General features: G+C 68.0%; 13 protein-coding genes. 4 read left to right on the top strand and 9 right to left on the bottom strand.

Annotated features, from left to right (window positions below; genetic code table 11):
- Positions 1-5 precede the first annotated feature (5 nt).
- The 6 genes from ACIO3S_RS17465 to glyA are packed head-to-tail and all read right to left on the bottom strand — an operon-like array spanning position 6 to position 7,749.
- A complete protein-coding gene (locus ACIO3S_RS17465; RefSeq protein ID WP_400466090.1) occupies positions 6-1,379 on the bottom strand; it encodes an L-serine ammonia-lyase in 1,374 nt (457 codons plus the stop codon).
- On the bottom strand, positions 1,379-2,035 hold the full coding sequence (locus ACIO3S_RS17460) for a sarcosine oxidase subunit gamma (RefSeq protein ID WP_400466087.1): 657 nt from the start codon (positions 2,033-2,035) through the stop codon (positions 1,379-1,381). The genes ACIO3S_RS17465 and ACIO3S_RS17460 overlap by 1 nt, the downstream gene beginning before the upstream one ends.
- Entirely contained in the window at positions 2,028-4,937 is a 2,910-nt protein-coding gene (locus tag ACIO3S_RS17455; RefSeq protein ID WP_400466084.1) for an FAD-dependent oxidoreductase, read from the bottom strand. Before ACIO3S_RS17455 ends, ACIO3S_RS17460 begins: the two co-directional genes overlap by 8 nt.
- Positions 4,934-5,224 carry a sarcosine oxidase subunit delta gene (locus tag ACIO3S_RS17450; protein WP_160028376.1) on the bottom strand — a complete coding sequence of 97 codons (291 nt, stop codon included), beginning with the start codon at positions 5,222-5,224 and terminating at the stop codon, positions 4,934-4,936. The genes ACIO3S_RS17455 and ACIO3S_RS17450 overlap by 4 nt, the downstream gene beginning before the upstream one ends.
- Positions 5,225-5,236: 12 nt before the next feature.
- Positions 5,237-6,454 carry a sarcosine oxidase subunit beta family protein gene (locus ACIO3S_RS17445; protein WP_160028374.1) on the bottom strand — a complete coding sequence of 406 codons (1,218 nt, stop codon included), beginning with the start codon at positions 6,452-6,454 and terminating at the stop codon, positions 5,237-5,239.
- Positions 6,454-7,749 (bottom strand): serine hydroxymethyltransferase, encoded by a 1,296-nt coding sequence (gene glyA / locus ACIO3S_RS17440; RefSeq protein ID WP_350712841.1) that lies wholly within the window; start codon positions 7,747-7,749, stop codon positions 6,454-6,456. The genes ACIO3S_RS17445 and glyA overlap by 1 nt, the downstream gene beginning before the upstream one ends.
- A 109-nt stretch (positions 7,750-7,858) precedes the next feature.
- On the opposite strand from glyA, the gene ACIO3S_RS17435 reads away from it, so the two are divergent.
- Complete coding sequence (locus ACIO3S_RS17435) at positions 7,859-8,533, top strand: GntR family transcriptional regulator (RefSeq protein ID WP_400466079.1); 675 nt, start codon at positions 7,859-7,861, stop codon at positions 8,531-8,533.
- 67 nt (positions 8,534-8,600) lie between these two features.
- Here ACIO3S_RS17435 and ACIO3S_RS17430 read toward each other — a convergent pair whose 3' ends face one another.
- The 3 genes from ACIO3S_RS17430 to ACIO3S_RS17420 form a co-directional block, all read right to left on the bottom strand.
- Positions 8,601-11,090, bottom strand: a complete 2,490-nt coding sequence (locus ACIO3S_RS17430) for an FAD-dependent oxidoreductase (RefSeq protein ID WP_400466076.1) — start codon at positions 11,088-11,090, stop codon at positions 8,601-8,603.
- A 28-nt stretch (positions 11,091-11,118) separates the two neighbouring features.
- Positions 11,119-12,021 carry a formyltetrahydrofolate deformylase gene (gene purU / locus ACIO3S_RS17425; RefSeq protein WP_400466073.1) on the bottom strand — a complete coding sequence of 301 codons (903 nt, stop codon included), beginning with the start codon at positions 12,019-12,021 and terminating at the stop codon, positions 11,119-11,121.
- A 214-nt stretch (positions 12,022-12,235) separates the two neighbouring features.
- On the bottom strand, positions 12,236-13,495 hold the full coding sequence (locus ACIO3S_RS17420) for an acyl-CoA dehydrogenase family protein (RefSeq protein WP_400466070.1): 1,260 nt from the start codon (positions 13,493-13,495) through the stop codon (positions 12,236-12,238).
- Between the two features lie 215 nt (positions 13,496-13,710).
- Here ACIO3S_RS17420 and ACIO3S_RS17415 point away from each other — a divergent pair, with 215 nt between their 5' ends.
- The 3 genes from ACIO3S_RS17415 to ACIO3S_RS17405 all read left to right on the top strand — a co-directional run bounded on the left by ACIO3S_RS17415 (position 13,711) and on the right by ACIO3S_RS17405 (position 16,909).
- On the top strand, positions 13,711-14,679 hold the full coding sequence (locus ACIO3S_RS17415; protein ID WP_400466068.1) for a helix-turn-helix domain-containing protein: 969 nt from the start codon (positions 13,711-13,713) through the stop codon (positions 14,677-14,679).
- Between the two features lie 96 nt (positions 14,680-14,775).
- Complete coding sequence (locus tag ACIO3S_RS17410) at positions 14,776-15,762, top strand: helix-turn-helix domain-containing protein (RefSeq protein ID WP_400466066.1); 987 nt, start codon at positions 14,776-14,778, stop codon at positions 15,760-15,762.
- An 85-nt stretch (positions 15,763-15,847) separates the two neighbouring features.
- On the top strand, positions 15,848-16,909 hold the full coding sequence (locus ACIO3S_RS17405; protein WP_400466063.1) for a phenylacetaldoxime dehydratase family protein: 1,062 nt from the start codon (positions 15,848-15,850) through the stop codon (positions 16,907-16,909).
- The last annotated feature ends 55 nt before the right edge of the window (positions 16,910-16,964 follow it).

Genomic DNA, 16,964 nt, shown 5'->3' with positions numbered 1-16,964 from the left:
TGACGTCAGCATTCGATGACGTTGACGGCGAGGCCTCCGCGGGAGGTCTCCTTGTACTTGATCTTCATGTCGGCTCCGGTCTCGCGCATGGTCTTGATCGCGGCGTCGAGAGAGACCCGGTGGCTGCCGTCGCCGCGAGCGGCGATGCGGGCGGCATTGATGGCCTTGTTGCTGGCGATCGCGTTGCGCTCGATGCAGGGAATCTGCACCAGGCCGCCGACGGGGTCGCAGGTGAGGCCGAGATTGTGCTCGATGCCGATCTCGGCCGCGTTCTCGACCTGCTCCGGGGTGCCGCCGAGCACTTCGCACAAGGCTCCGGCAGCCATGGCGCAGGCCGAGCCGACCTCGCCCTGACAGCCGACCTCGGCCCCGGAGATCGACGCGTTGATCTTGAACAGGATGCCGACCGCGGCGGCAGCGAGGAGGAATCGCACGATCCCGTCCTCGTCCGCGCTGGGCACGAACTTCTCGTAGTAGTGGAGCACGGCCGGGACGATGCCCGCCGCGCCATTGGTCGGCGCAGTCACGATCCGTCCGCCCGACGCGTTCTCCTCGTTGACGGCGAGGGCGAAGAGGTTGACCCAGTCCATCGCTCTGAGCGGGTCCGTCTCGTCCGTCGATGCCTGGAGGTGGGTGTAGAGACCGGGCGCACGCCGCGGAACCTTCAACCCGCCGGGCAGCGTGGGGTCGGTGCGGGTGCAGCCGTTGTGCACGCACTCCTGCATGACCGACCAGATGTGCAGCAGCTCGCCGCGCACCTCCTCCTCGGTACGCCACGCCAGCTCGTTGGCCATCATCACGTCGCTGATCCGCTTGCCCGACTCGGCGCAGACCGCGAGCAGCTCCGCCCCGGTGGTGAACGGGTACGGGATCGGGGTCGCGTCCTCGACGATCCGATCGGCGCCGGCCGCGTGCTCGTCCACGACGAAACCGCCGCCGACCGAGTAGTAGGTGCTCTCCAGGAGCATCTTCGTGTCGGCGTCGAACGCGCGGAAGATCATGCCGTTCGGGTGCGCGGGAAGGGTCTTGGTGCGGTGCATGACGACGTCGTCGGCGTCGAACTCGATGTCCCGGGCGCCGGAGAGCCTCAGGCGCCGGGTGGCACGGACCTCGGCCACACGAGCGTCGGCGTTGCTGGTGTCGACGCTCTCGGGCCGGTTGCCCTCGAGCCCGAGGATCACGGCCTTGTCGGAGCCGTGGCCGTGACCGGTGGCACCGAGGGAGCCGAACAGCTCCACCTGGGCACGAGCGACGGCGTCGAGCAGTGAGCCTGCCTTCAGGGCATCGATGAACTGCGCCGCCGCGCGCATCGGGCCGACCGTGTGGGACGACGACGGCCCGATGCCGACGGAGAACATGTCGAACACGCTGAGTGCCATCAGCCGGATCCCAGGCGCTGTGTCGAGCTTGTCGAGATGAGCTTGAACTCGGCCATGGCGTCGATCAGCCAGCGGCCCAGGTAGTCGGCGTACGAGGCACGCGGCAGGATCCGGTAGGAGTCCGTGTCGACCTTCCAGAGGATCACCGGAACACGTCCGATGGTGCTGGCGACCGCCTTGCCCGGCGTGAAGGCCCTCGGGTGGAGGTCGAGCGGACAGCCCTTCTCGAGGACCGCCTGCGCCGAAGGTCCCTCGAGCCGGAAGGTGGTGCGGTTGGCCGACAGGTCGACGACCGCGGCACCGCCTCCCGTGACGCCTGCACGGAGGTAGGACACCAGGGTGGACCCGGCCACGCTCTGCGAGATGACCAGGAACTCGTCGGGCGAGAGCCACAGAACGACCACGTCGTGGCCGGTGGCGACCTCGCCGCACCAGGCGGGAAGCTCGGCGCCGAGGATCTTGGCCAGGCGCTCCCGGTCGGGCGAGCCGACCGGCACTCGCAGACCCACCATGGTGAGGAACTGCTCCTCACGCACGCGCACCCCGAGCGCTCCGGTGACGCCGGCGTCGACGAAGGCGCCGTGCAGGTGCTGGGCCGGGCTGACGCGCAGAGCCGAGATCTTCTTGTCGAGCGGCTCGATCGTGGTCTCAACCATCGCGGCGGGTTCCTTCCGGGTCGTAGAGGACGGTTTCAGCGACGACGACGTCGACCAGTCGGTCACCGACCGGCGCGACGAGGGTCTGGCCGATGCGGTTGCGGCCATCCTTGATGAGTGCCAGGGCGAACGAGCGCCCGAGCGCGGCACTGTGGTAGCTCGAGGTCACGTGCCCGAGCATCGGCACCGGTCCCTCGGCCGGGGTGATCGGCGTACCTGATGCGACCAGCTGGGTGCCCTCGGGCAACCGGAACGACTTGTCGACGGGCAGCACCGAGACGAGGTGCTTGCGGTCCGTGCGTGCGGTGTCGGCCCGGTTGTAGGACCGCTTGCCGACGAAGTCCTTCGCCTTGGAGACGATCCACTCCATGCCCGCATCCTGGGGAGTGACCGTGCCGTCGGTGTCCTGGCCGACGATCGGGTAACCCTTCTCGGCGCGGAGCACGTGCATGGTCTCGGTGCCGTACGGGGTGATCGCCCACTCCTGGCCGGCGGCGTGGATCTCTTCCCACACGCGCTGTCCGAACCAGGTCTCGACATTGACCTCGAAGGCGAGCTCTCCGGAGAACGAGATCCGGCACACCCGCGCCGGGATACCCGAGGCGAGCGTCGTCTCGCGGAACGTCATGAACGGGAACGCCTCGTTGCTGACGTCGAGCTCCGGAGCGATCTTGGCGATCACCTCGCGCGACTTCGGGCCGACGACGGCGACGGTGGCCCATTGCTCGGTCACCGAGGTGAAGCTGACGTCCAGGGTCGGCCACTCGGTCTGGTGCCACTCCTCGAGCCAGTCGAGGACCTTGGCGGCGCCGCCGGTGGTCGTCGTCATGAAGTAGCGACCCTCGTCGATGCGGAGCGTGACGCCGTCGTCGAAGATCATCCCGTCAGGCGTGCACATGACGCCGTAGCGCGCGGATCCGGGGGCGAGCTTCTTGAAGGCGTTGGTGTAGATCCGGTTGAGGAACTCACCGGCGTCACTCCCCCACACCTCGACCTTGCCCAGGGTGGTCGCGTCCATCATGCCGACGGACTCGCGGACGGCGGCGCACTCGCGGAGAACGGCCTCGTCCAGGGACTCGCCGTTCTGCGGGTAGTACGACGGCCGCAGCCACTGCCCCACGATCTCCATCTCGGCGCCGTGCGCGACGTGCCAGGGATGGATCGACGTCAGCCGGGCCGGGTCGAACAGGTCACCCCGCTCGCGGCCGGCAAGGGCGACGAACGGGACCGGAGCGTACGGAGCGCGGTACGTCGTGGTGCCGATCTCGCCGGGGCTGCGACCGTCGTTGAGCGCGGCGGCGATGACGCCGATGGCGTTGACCCCGGAGGTCTTGCCCTGGTCGTTGGCGGTGCTGATCGAGGTGTAGCGCTTGATGTGCTCGACGCTGCGCATGCCGGCCCCGGTCGCCCGCAGGACGTCGTGAACGGTCTGGTCGCGCTGGAAGTCCACGAAGTGGTCGACCAGATCGTCGAGCGGAACGGAGGCCTCGGCGGCGAGCCACAGAGGGCGGGTCGTGCCGTCACCTGTCGCCGCAGGGAGCGGCCCGGTCGGGGCCTCGGCCTCGCCGATGAAACCGGCAGCGAGGAGCGCGGTCGCTGCCGCATGCCGCCCCTCGGCGAGACACGCATCGAGGGTGTAGCTGCCCCGGGCCGATCCCACGATCTGCTGACCGGCGACCTCGCCGTCGGGGACGAACCCGGCCAGGTCCTCGTCCCAGCGGACCTTGCCCTGCCGCTGGCTGTGCAGGTGGACCACGGGGCTCCAGCCGCCGGCGACGGCGACGACGTCGCAGGCGATCTCTCGCCGCTCGCCGACCGCGGCGCCGTCGGCGTCGATCGCCGACACCGTCGCGCCGGTGACCCGCGGGTCACCGTCGGTGTCGAGGACCGCGGAGCCGAGGATGACCTCGATGCCAGCCGCCGCGGCGCGACGGGCGGCCTCGGACTGCTCCGCGCGAGCGTCGACCACAGCCGCCACGGCGACCCCGGCACCCGTCAGGTCGGCGGCGACCTCGTAGGCGCTGTCGTTCGTGGTGGCGAGCAGCACGTTGGAGCCGGCGGCCACGCCGTAGCGGTTCAGGTAGGTGCGGACCGCGGAGGCGAGCATCACGCCGGGGCGGTCGTTGTTGCCGAACACCAGGGGACGCTCGTGCGCGCCGGTCGCGATGACGACCTGCTGCGCCCGGATGTGCCAGAGGCGCTGGCGGGACACACCGGTGAGCGCCTCCTTGGCGGAGGCGTCGAGGTGGTCCAACCGGCTCTCGAGCGCGATCACGTAGTTGGCGTCGTAGCTGCCGAAGGCGTTGGTCCTGGTGAGCACCGTGACCTCGGGGGCAGCCGCGAGCTCCTCGGTGACGCCGCTGAGCCAGGCGTCGGTGTCCACGCCGTCGATGCTGAGACCGCGCGTGGAGAAAAGAGACCCGCCGAGCTCCGGCTGGTCGTCGATGAGGATCACCCGAGCGCCGGATGCGGCGACGGTGCGGGCCGCGGTGAGCCCGGTCGGACCGGCTCCGATGACGAGGACGTCGGTGTGGACGTACTTCTTGTCGTAGATCGCGGTGTCGTCGGCGGGGTCGAGATCACCGAGGCCGCTGAGGTAGTCGGCCTCGATCCCGTCGACGAGCTCGACGGTCGTGGCCGGCAGCATCGACTCGGTCACCGAGTCGCCGGGACGCCTCAGCTTGACCAGCGCGTTGGACTCCTCGAGACCGGCGGCGAGGACGCCGCGAGGACGCTGTCGGTACAGCGAGGGGCCACACTCGAGCACGCCGTTGGCGATCAGTGCCGAGGCGAGGGTGTCACCGGCGTGGCCGGCGTACTCCTGGCCGTCGACGCTGAAGGCGAGACGGGTGGATCGGTCGATTCGGCCGCCGTCTGCGAGGCGGTGCGACGTCGTGCTCACTGCGGGCCTCCATCCAGGGTGGGACGCGGTTCGCCGGCCTGATAGACGGCGGCGATGCGGTAGGTGACGGTGTCGCGAAGAACGTTGAACCACTTGCGGCAGCCGGAGCTGTGGACCCAGCGCTCGGCGAAGATGCCCTTGGTGTTCTCGCGGTAGAACAGGTAGCGACCCCACTCCTCGTCACTGAGGGCGCTCGGGTCCTCCGGGTAGGGGACGTGGGCCTGACCGCCGTAGTGGAACTCGGTCTCGTCGCGGGACCCGCAGTTGGGGCAGCTGATGAGAATCATCGTCGGCTCCTTTCAGTGGGCCACGGCGGCTGCGCCGTGCTCGTCGATGAGGGCACCGGTGCTGAATCGCTCCAGCGCGAACGGTGCGTTGTACTCGTGGGGCTCGTCGTGGGCGATCGTGTGCGCCATCGTCCAGCCGGCGCCCGGCGTGCCCTTGAACCCGCCGGTCCCCCAGCCACAGTTCACGTAGAGCTGGTCGATCGGCGTCTTGCTCACGACCGGGGAGGCATCCGGGGTGACATCGACGATGCCGCCCCAGGTCCTGAGCAGATGCGCGCGGGCGAAGATCGGGAACAGCTCCACGGCGGCCGCCATCTGCTCCTCGATCACGTGGAACCCGCCGCGCTGCCCGTAGCCGTTGTACGCATCGACGCCCGCGCCCATGACCAGCTCGCCCTTGTGGGCCTGGGAGACGTAGACGTGGACGTGGTTCGACATCACCACGGTCGGGTGGACGGGCTGGTGGAGCTCGGAGACGAGCGCCTGGAGCGGGTGCGACTGGATCGGCAGGTCGAAGCCCGCCATCTCGGCGAGGACGCTGGAGTGCCCCGCCGCGCACAGCGCGACCTTGCCGGCCGCGATCGTGCCGCGGCTCGTCTGTACGCCGACCACCCGGTTGCCGTCCTTGAGAATCCCGGTCACCTCGCAGTCCTGGATCAGGTCGACACCGAGCTCGTCCGCCTTGCGGGCGAACGCCCAGGCGACGTGGTCGTGCTTGGCGATGCCCGCGCGGGGCTGGTAGGTCGCGCCGAGGACCGGGTAGCGGATGTTGTCGCTGACGTTGATGATCGGGCAGACCTCCTTCACCTGGTCGGCGTCGAGCCACTCCGCGTCGATCCCGTTGAGGCGGTTGGCCTCGCAGCGCCGCACCGAGTCGCGTACGTCCTGCAGCGTGTGGGCGAGGTTGAGCACGCCGCGCTGGCTGAACAGGAAGTCGTAGTCGAGCTCCTCGGGGAGCACCTCCCACTGCTTGAGGGAGTGCTCGTAGATCGCCGCGGACTCGTCCCACAGGTAGTTGGACCGGATGATCGTCGTGTTCCGGGCCATGTTGCCGCCCGCGAGCCAGCCCCGCTCGAGAACGGCGACATTGGTGATGCCGTGGTTCTTCGCCAGGTAGTACGCCGTCGCCAGACCGTGTCCGCCGCCGCCGATGATGACGACGTCGTAGGAGGACTTGGGCTCCGGGTTGCGCCAGAGGAAGTCGGGGTGCTCGGGCAGCAGGTCTGCCATCACTCGGCTCCGTTCGACTCGATGAGGTGGGGGTAGAGCGGGTGCTTCTCGGCGAGGTTCGTGACCCGGCTGCGCAACGCGTCGGCCGTCTCGTCGGTGAAGTCGTCCTTCAGCGCGGCCGCGATGATGTCGGCCACCTCGCTGAAGTCGGTGTCGCCGAAGCCGCGGGTGGCGAGGGCCGGCGTGCCGATCCGCAGGCCGGAGGAGACCATCGGCGGACGCGGGTCGAAGGGCACCGCGTTGCGGTTGACGGTGATGCCGATGCGGTGGAGCCGGTCCTCGCCCTCCTGACCGTTGAGCTCGGAGTCGCGCAGGTCGACCAGCACCAGGTGCACGTCCGTGCCGCCGCTGACCACCGAGACTCCCGCGGCCGCGACGTCGTCGGCGAGCAGCCGCTCGGCGATGATTCGGGCACCGCGCAGCGTACGCTCCTGGCGCTCGCGGAACTCGGGCTCCGCGGCGACCTTGAAAGCGACCGCCTTGCCGGCGATGACGTGCTCGAGCGGACCGCCCTGCTGGCCGGGGAAGACCGAGGAGTTGATCTTCTTGGCGATGGCGGGGTCGTTGGTGAGGATGACGCCACCGCGCGGCCCACCCAGGGTCTTGTGCGTGGTCGAGGTGACGACGTCGGCGAAGGGCACCGGGTTCGGGTGGAGGCCGGTCGCGACCAGGCCGGCGAAGTGCGCCATGTCGACCATGAGGCGGGCGCCGACCAGGTCCGCGATCCGGCGGAACTCCGCGAAGTCCAGCTGCCGGGGGTAGGCGGACCAGCCGGCGACGATCAGCTTGGGCCGGTGCTCGAGGGCCAGGCGCTCGACCTCGGCCATGTCGATCAGGAAGTCCTCGCGGCTGACCTCGTACGGCACGACCTGGTAGAGGCGCCCGGAGAAGTTGAGCTTCATGCCGTGGGTGAGGTGGCCGCCGTGGGCCAGCGAAAGACCGAGGATGGTGTCGCCGGGCTCGAGGAGGGCGAACATCGCGGCGGCGTTGGCCTGGGCTCCCGAGTGCGGCTGCACGTTGGCGTACTCCGCGGAGAAGAGCGCCTTGAGGCGGTCGATGGCGAGCTGCTCGATGACGTCGACGTGCTCGCAGCCGCCGTAGTAGCGACGACCGGGGTAGCCCTCGGCGTACTTGTTGGTGAGGACCGAACCCTGAGCCTCCATGACGGCGGCGGGAGCGAAGTTCTCCGAGGCGATCATCTCCAGCGTCGTCTGCTGGCGGCTCAGCTCGGCGTCGATCTGCGCGCTGACCTCGGGGTCGAGGTCTGCGAGCGAGGCGGTCAAGACGTCAACCACGATGAACTCCCAAACTCTTGAAGTACGATTGATATATCAGTTCGGGATCAACAGTATGCTGGGTAGCGAACACCTGTCAACGGCCCAGATCAGAAAGCGGTGACTTGGTATGACCGACGTTCAGGCGCCCGCCCGGCCGGCGATCGGCGCAACGATCTCGCTGGCGCACGCGGCCTACGAGCGCATCCGGGACCGGCTGATCATGCTCGACATCAGGCCCGGCGAGCCGATCAACGACGGCCGGCTCGCGGACTCGCTCGGGTTCGGCCGTACGCCGGTGCGCGAGGCCCTCAAACGCCTGGAGACCGACCATCTGGTCGTCTCCTACGCACGCCGCGGCACGTTCGCGACGGCGGTCGACGTCACCGAGCTGGGCGCCATCTCCGACCTGCGCCAGCAGCTCGAGCCGTTCGCCGCCAACCGAGCGGCGACCGCCGCGACCGACCAGATGCGGGCCGAGCTGCGCGACATGGCCGAGCGGGTTCGCGGTCTCGATCCGTCGGGCGACGACCGACCCACCCTGATGCGGCTCGACATGTCTGTGCACCGGATGATCTACCGCGCCACGGGCAACAGGCACCTCGAGGACGTCCTGGTCCGCTACGACAACCTTGCGACCCGGATCTGGTGCCTGGTCGTGGACAAGCTCCCGGACCTGGCGTCCCACATCTCCGAGCACGCCCCGCTCCTGGAGGCGATCGCCGACGGCGACGCCGAACGCGCCGAGCGGCTGACCCGACAGCACATCGACGGCTTCTCCACCGAGATCCGTCGCGTTCTCTGACTGCGTTCTCTCAACATGAGATCGGGCGCCGGCCCACCCGGCCGGCGCCCGATCTCGACCCGTCGGGTCACCCGCGCAGGCGGCTCATCTCGGGGTCGAAGAGCGGCTCCGGGGTGACCGTCGCGGAAATCCGCTGGCCGAAGTACTCGATCTCGACCTGGTCACCCTCGCCGATCTCCGCCGGGAGGTAGGCGTATGCGATCGGCTTGCCGATCGTGAACCCGTACGCCGCACTGGTGACGTACCCGACCGCGGTCTCCCCCGACAGCACGGGCTCCTTGCCGAGCACCATGGACTTGCCGTCGTCGATGGTGAGGCAGCGCAGCCGGCGAGCCGAGGTCTCCACCGAGCGACCCGCGAGGGCGGCCTTGCCGACGAAGTCCTCCTTGGCGGTCTTCACCGCGAACCCGACCCCTGCCTCGTACGGGTCGTGCTCGGTGGTCATGTCGGCGCCCCAGGACCGGTAGCCCTTCTCCAGCCGGAGCGCGCCGAACGCGGCCCGGCCGGCGGCGATGACACCGTGCTCCTGCCCGGCGTTCCACAGCACGTCCCACAGCTTCTGGCCGTTCTCGGCGGAGGCGTAGATCTCCCAGCCGAGCTCGCCGACGTAGGACAGGCGCAGGGCGGTGACGGGGATCCCGCCGATGGAGGCCCGCTTGCCGCGGAAGTACTTCAGACCGTCGTTGGTGAAGTCGTCCGTGCTGACCTTGGCGATCAGGTCCCTGGCCAGCGGCCCCCACAGTCCGATGCAGCAGGTGCCGCCGGTGATGTCGCGGACATGAGCGGCGAGCGCCGGGTTCTCGGCACGCAGCTTGCGCGCCTCGCGCCGGAGGTACGCCAGGTCGACCGTGCCGTTGGCGCCGACCTGGTAGAGCTCGTCCTCGAGTCGGGCGACGGTGATGTCGCTCTTGATCCCGCCCTGCTCGTCGAGGAACAGGGTGTAGGTCACCGCACCGGGCTTCTTGGTGACGTCACCGGTGGTGAGCCGCTGCAGCAGGGTCTCGGCGCCGGGTCCGGAGACCTCGAGGCGGCGCAGCGGCGTCATGTCGTACATGGCGACCGCGGTGCGGGTCTTCCACGCCTCGACGGCCGCGATCGGAGAGTAATAGCGGGCCGACCAGTCGTCGCGCGTCGGCGACTTCCACTCCTCGGGCAGCTCGTCCAGCAGGGCTGCGTTGGCCTCGTACCAGTGCGGCCGCTCCCAGGTCCCGGCCTCGAGGAAGAAGGCGCCGAGCTCGACCTGACGGGCGTGGAACGGGCTGACCCGGATGTCACGGGGCGAGTCCTTGGGCTGCAGCGGGTGGAGGATGTCGTAGATCTCGACGAAGTTCTGCTGCGACGTCTCGCTGACGTACGCCGGAGCCAGCTGCGTCTCCTCGAACCGGTTGAGCTCGAGGTCGGCGAGGTCGTACTGCGACCGTCCTGTGGTCAGCACCTCGGCCACCGCCCGGGCGACGCCCGCGGAATGGGTGACCCAGACCGCCTCGGCCACCCAGAAGCCGTCCAGGTCGCGGGACTCACCGACGAGCGAGCCGCCGTCGGGCGTGAACGAGAAGATGCCGTTGAACGACGACTCCGCGATCTCCGTCTCCTGGAGGCACGGGAGCAGCTTGCGGCACTCGTCCCACGGGCCCTCGAAGTCCTCGGGCGTGAAGTCGAGCCGCGACGGCATGTTGTCGTGGTCGACGTGCTCCGGGGTCGGGCCGAGATCGGAGGCGACGTACGGCATCGGCCTGTGGGCGTACGAGCCGATCCCGTAGGCATCGCCCCACTCCCGGAAGTAGAGGTCCTGGTCCTGGTGTCGCAGGATCGGCAGGGTCGCGCCGTCGGGCGCCTCGTGCTTGCCGGCCAGGACCGGCACCGATGTGGTCTTGATGAACTGGTGGGCGAGCGGGAGGAGCGGCACGTCGGTGCCCGCCATCTTCCCCACCTCGACACCCCAGAAGCCGGCGCAGGAGACGACGATGTCGGCCTCGACCACACCGTTCGTGGTCTCGACGCCCGTGACGTGGCCGCCCTCCTGGAGGACTCCGGTCACCGCGGTGTGCTCGAGATAGGTGACGCCGGCCGCCTGCGTACGCTCGATGAGCAGGTCGACGGCGCGCGCCGCCCGGGCCAGACCGTCGCTGGGGATGTGCAGGCCCGCGAGGACCTGCGACTCGTCGATATGCGGGTAGAGGTTCTTGCACTCGGCGGGACCGATCACCCGGGCCTCGATTCCCCAGGACTTCGCGTAGCCGAGCTTGCGGTAGAGCTCAGCGACGCGGGCCTCGGTGGTCGCGACCTCGAGGCCGCCGACCTGGTTGAAGCAGCTCACCCCGTCCTTCTCGAGGGACAGGAACTTCTCCACGGTGTACTTGGCGAACAGGGTCATCGTCTTCGACGGGTTGATCTGGAAGACGAGACCAGGCGCATGGGAGGTCGAGCCGCCGGGCAGGCTGAGTGGGCCCTGTTCGATGACCGTGATGTCGGACCACCCGCGTGACACGAGTTCGTCCGCGAGGTTCGTGCCGACGATGCCGGCGCCGATGATGACTGTGCGGGGCGAGGACGTCATGAGCAACTCCTGAGATTCGGGTTGGTGGTCAGCGGAACACAACGGTGCTGGAGCCGTGCATGAAGACGCGGTGCTCGCAGTGCCAGCGGACGGCGCGCGAGAGTGCGAGGCACTCGGCGTCCTGACCGACGGTGGCCAGGGCCTGCGGTGTGTAGGTGTGGTCGACCCGGTTGACCTCCTGCTCGATGATGGGCCCCTCATCGAGGTCAGCGGTGACGTAGTGAGCGGTGGCGCCGACGAGCTTCACACCGCGTTCGTGCGCCTGGTGATAGGGCTTGGCCCCCTTGAAGCCGGGCAGGAACGAGTGGTGGATGTTGATCGCGCGGCCCTCGAGCTGGCGGCAGAGGCCGTCCGACAGGATCTGCATGTAGCGGGCGAGCACGACCAGGTCGACGTCGTACTCCTCGACCAGGTCGAGCATGCGCTGCTCGGCCTCCGGCTTGGTCTCGGGCGTGACCGGGATGTGGATGAACTCCAGTCCGGCCGCCTCCGCCATCGGCCGAAGATCGTCGTGGTTGGACGCGACGACAGCGATCTCGGCCCCCAGTGTCCCCCCGCGCCACCGGAAGATGAGGTCGTTGAGGCAGTGGCCGAACTTGGAGACCATGACCAGCAGTCGCGGCTTGCGCTCGTCGTGGAACGCGTACGACATGCCGAACCGGTCCGCGATCGGCCCGAACGCGGCGGTGAGCTCATCGACATCCGCCCCGTCGACGGAGGCGAACGCGGTCCGGAGGAAGAACAGCTCCCCCACCCGGTCGTCGTGCTGCTGGTGCTCGAGGATGTCGAACCCGCGGTCGTACAGGAAGCTCGTGACCGCCTGCATGATCCCCGGGCGCTCCTGACAGGACAGCGTCAGCACGTTGGTCGTCGCGGTGGGCGCGGTCGCCACGGACGCAACGGCGGTCGGGCTTGGCGGGCTGATGGTCATGCTGGGCTCCTGGTTGCCGATGATGATACACAACTCATATATCAGAATGATCGTAGAACGGCTCTCAGATCGCCGTCAAGGGCTTCGCCTATCGCGCGGCGAACACAGGTGCCTGAGTGCAAGGCATGGGATACAACAGGCTGTCGAAATGAAGAAAGCCTCTGACCAGTTCGTCTTCCCTGATCAGAGGTTCTTCAAGTGGCTTCCCGAGCCGCTACACGGTGACCGAGTTGCGGTTCTCGCCCACTGCCAACGGGTCATAGGTCGGGTTCAGCAACATCTCGTGGAGGTGGCGGCGTCGAACACCCATGTTCCCGCCGTCGTAGACGGGGAAGCAGAGCACGTCCTGCATGATCCGGCCGAGTGGCGTCCGGTCGCCGTAGGAGTCGACGCCGACCAGTCGCATGGCGTCGTACACCGTCTGGACAGAGAGTTCGGAGTTGTAGATCTTGACCATGTTGGAGAGCTCGCGGTCCGCCCCTCCTGTCTTGTCGAAGTGATCGGCTGCCTTCCAGGCGAAGTAGCGCCCAGCCTCGATGCGCGTCTTGATGTCGGCGAGCATGTAGCCCGCGTTCTGGTACTCCAGGATCGGAACCGGCCCGGATCGCTTCTCCGTCCTGACGAAGTCGTAGGCGATCTCGAAGGCCGCGCGCATCTTGCCGACTGCGGCCGCGCCGATGCTCGAACAGGTCCACGAGAAGGCAGCCTTGGTCAGGTTGAGGCCGTCACCGGGCTGCCCGATCAGGTTCGACAACGGCACCCGGACGTCCTTGAACTCCACGATCGGCGAGTTCGTCGCGGGGTGGCCGAAGGTGTCGATCATTCCGGTGATCTCCACGCCGGGAGTGCCCTTCTCGACGACGATGATGGCCAGCGACTCAGCCGGACCCTTCGTCTTGTCGATGCGGCACACCACGCTGATGAGGTCCGCGCCGTCGTCGTCCCAGCCGGAGGCATTCGTGGTGTACGCCTTACGACCGTTGATCACCCATTCGTCCCCGTCCTGGACGGCGAAGGTCTGCACGCCGAAGTCGGGGTCCGGGTGATCGAAGTTGGCACCACCGGCAGCCTCCGTGAATGCGATCGCCCCCAGGGCCGGGCTGCCGTCCAGGAAGGGCCGGAAGAAGCGTTCCTTCTGCTCCGGCGTACCGGCGACGACGATCGGGTAGACGCCCAGACCGGTCCCGAGCACGGCGGTGGGAGTGTTGATCTCCACGCGGGCCAGTTCCTCGACCGCCAGCGCGAACTGGAGATTGGTGAAGCGCTGACCGCCGTGCTCGGCGGGAATGAGGCCCTTGATGAACCCCGCGTCGACCATCTGCTGATAGAACGGCTTGAGCGCGCGGAAGCGTTCCAACGGCGTACTGATCGGTGCGATGACGGAATCAACGCCCGCGAGCACGCCCTCGGCGAACTCGCGGGCCTGGGAACGCAGGCCGAGCTGCTCCTCGGACAAGGTGAAGTCGATCGACATGGTGCTCCTTCGTTCGGTGTCGGCAGATAGGAAAACGTTCTGCCACTTCGAAGTGCGCTGCCGCGGACCAGAGTGCACATCAACCGGAACCACGGTGCATCGATCTGGCAGTGAGTCCGTGAGGGGCCGTTGACAACGAGACGCCGTCCGGAGTAACACCGACGTAGGCGGGGCATGCGTTGATTGGCTCAATCAACTGCGGGAGGTGGCGTTCGATGCGTTGGCAGACGAATACTCGTCCGCGAGCCGAGCAGTACAGCTACTGGCGCGAAGTCGTATGCGAGGCGTTCACCCCGCTTCGACCGACGGCTCGCGGCGCCCGCGACTCTTGGGATCGCGAGGGACTGTCCGGCTGGGTGGAGACGCACGCGTTCGGAGCGGTGAACGGCGCCGAGATCGGAACCTGCGACCAGACGATCCACCACGGCAAGGCGGAGGTCGACCGGTTGGAGGAGGGAGTCGCCTTCGTCAATCTGATGCTTCGTGGCCGATCCGTGGTCACGCAGGGCGGCTCCATGTGCCTGTCGGAGCCCGGCACCTTCTCGATCGTCGATGCGACCCAACCATTTCGCCTCGACTACCTCGATGACTGGCGCGCGATCTCGTTCCGGGTACCGCTGGAGCTGATTCCTGATGGCGTGGCCAATTCCGATACCGCCGTGCGTTACACCACGAGCCGAGGGCTTGCCTCGGTCCTTGCTGACACCATGCGATCAGCGTGGCGCGCAGGAACGACGCTCAACGACGGCCAGGCCGATGGCGCCGGCCTCGCCGTCGTCTCGCTCGTGACCGCGCTCCTCCGAGACGCACCGGCGACCGAGCTCGCCGCAGACCCGGTCGGCGGCACGGTGCTTCGGGAGAACATCGAGCACTTCGTGGCCAGACACCTCCAGTACGGCGAGGTCAATCCGACCGCGGTCGCCCAGCACTTCGGGATCTCGGTCCGCAAGCTTCACCTCCTGTACGAGGACAGACCCGCCACATTCGGCCAGACCGTGATGAGGCTGCGCGCCGAGCAGTGCGCAGAGGACCTCCTCGCGAATCCAGGCGGAATGACCATCACCGATATGGCGGCCAAGTGGGGATTCAGCGATCTGTCACACCTCAACAGGGTGTTTCGACGGCGCTTCGGCTGCCGAGCGTCCGAGTACGCACTGCAAGCGCCGCACGTTTCGACACCGTGAAATTTCCCGCGGGAATGCAGAGCGACCGTTGACAGCGGCACCGGAGAAGCGCACGGTTGACGGTCATACACCAGCACCGAGACTGGGGGGAGTTCTATGCCATCGCAAGAGCTCGTCGCGATCGACACGCAGCAGGTCGCCGCGACCGAGCGTGCCGACTACTGGCGCGAGAACGTATGCGACACCTTCGTCCCCCTGCGGGTGCAGCCTGCCGGCGATGACATCGGCGGGAGGATCACCGGTTCCACTTTGGCGCAGACGCACGTCCGACGCATCCGGGCCGTCGGCCACGAATTCGAACGACGCCCCGCCGACATCCGCCGCAGCGACCCCGAGGTTCTCCACTTCATGGTTCTCAACCGCGGTGTGACCCAGGTCGACCAGGATGGACGCACCGCGACACTCCATCCGGGCGACCTGCTCTTCTACGACAGCTCACGACCATTCCGATTCATCACCCCGAACGCCCTCGACTACACGATCGCACTGCTCCCCAAGCACCTTCTACCGGTATCCGAGCTGAGCGTGCGGTCCGGCACTGCCCGTGCCATCAGCGGCGACGAAGGGCTGTCGGCTGTCGCTCGCGACTTGGTCCGCGCCCTCGCTCGGCATGCCATCAGCGACGCGGCAGAGAGGCAATTCGCGCTCCAGCACACGCTGGTCGGGTTTCTCGCTGCCCTCCTTCCTGCCGAGGCGGCCCCGTCCCCTTCTGGTGCGGTCCACCGCCAACTTGCACGATCTTTCATCGAGCACCATCTCGGTGACCCCGACCTGTCCCCCGCCGACATCGCAGCTGCGTGCAGTATCTCGGTGAGCTACCTGCACCGGCTCTTCGCTGACGACGGCTGGACGGTGGCCGGCTACCTGCGCGAGCGGCGGCTTCAGGCCGCGTACGAAGAGCTGGCGGGCGGTCGCAACCCGGGCGAGCCGGTCGCCGCTGTCGGCCATCGGTGCGGACTTGTCGATCCGTCACATTTCAGTCGGCTCTTCAAGGCGCGCTTCGACCTGCCGCCCGGGGAGCTGCGCCGGGCGTCAGCGGCGTTGCCAGGGTCGAATGTGGAGCCATCGTCAACGGCTGGATAGTCGCGTCCTACGCTGATGTGAACCTGCCTTCCTAGTGTCGATCACGAGGTCACGAAGACCCACCCGACACCGCCAGGAGGCAGCCATGGAGTCCGCGATCGACCAGCATCTGACCTGTCCGAGGTCCCTGTCCCGCCGCGTCCCCGACGGCTACGAGCCACCGTTCCCGATGTGGGTCGGGCGCGCCGACGCCTCCGTGGAGCAGGTCGTGATGGCCTACCTGGGTGTGCAGTTCCGGGACGAGGCACAGCGTCCCGCAGCCCTCGCCGCGTTGCGCCACATGGTCAGCGGCCTCGAGGGCACCGACGGCGCCTCCCACCACGACCTCACCTACCACGTCGACAACCAGGGGCATCACAACCTGATGGTCGTCGGCTATTGGAACGACCCCGCCGCGTACTGCCGCTGGCTCCTCTCCGACAAGATCGCTGGCTGGTGGAGCTCGGAGGAGCGCCTCTCCGAGAGCCTCGGCTACTTCCGTGAGGCGGTGTCACCGCGGGTTGACCAGTTCGAGACGCTGTACGCCTTCCAGGACCAGTTGCCCGGCGTCGGCGCGGTCATGGACGGGATCAGCGGTGAGATCAACGAGCACGGCTACTGGGGTTCGATGCGGGAGCGCTTTCCCCTTTCCCAGACCGACTGGATGCAGGGCCGTGGTTCACTGACGGTCGTCTCCGGTGACCCCGACACCGGCGGCCGCGTGGTGGTCCAGGGCCACGACAACATCGCCCTCATCCGCTCGGGCCAGGACTGGATCGCCGCGGGCGCGGAGGAGCGGGCGCTCTATCTCGACGAGATCCTGCCGACGCTGCAGGCGGGCATGGACTTCCTGAGGGACAACGGTACCGAGGTCGGCTGCTACAGCAACCGCTTCGTGCAGAGCATCGACCTGGACGGAAACCTGCTGGACGAGAGCTACAACATCGGCCACTGGGCCTCACTGGACCGGCTCGAGCGCTGGGCCGAGTCACACCCGACGCACCTGCGGATCTTCACCACGTTCTTCAAGGTCGCCACCCGCCTCGACAAGCTCCGGCTCTACCACGAGGTTTCGGTCTCCGACGGGCGGCAGCAACTCTTCGAGTACATCAACTGCCACCCGGGCACGGGGATGATGCGCGACGCCGAGGTCCCGGCCGACGTCTGAGCGAGGCCCCTCGCCTGCGCCTTTCGGGCGCTCACGCATTTCGTCGGCGTGACTT

Origin of the sequence: Nocardioides sp. NPDC087217, from assembly GCF_044744805.1 — a bacterium.
Lineage (GTDB): Bacteria > Actinomycetota > Actinomycetes > Propionibacteriales > Nocardioidaceae > Nocardioides.
The sequence above is the reverse complement of the archived record's forward strand: the minus strand, read 5'-3'. Positions and strand labels throughout refer to the sequence as shown.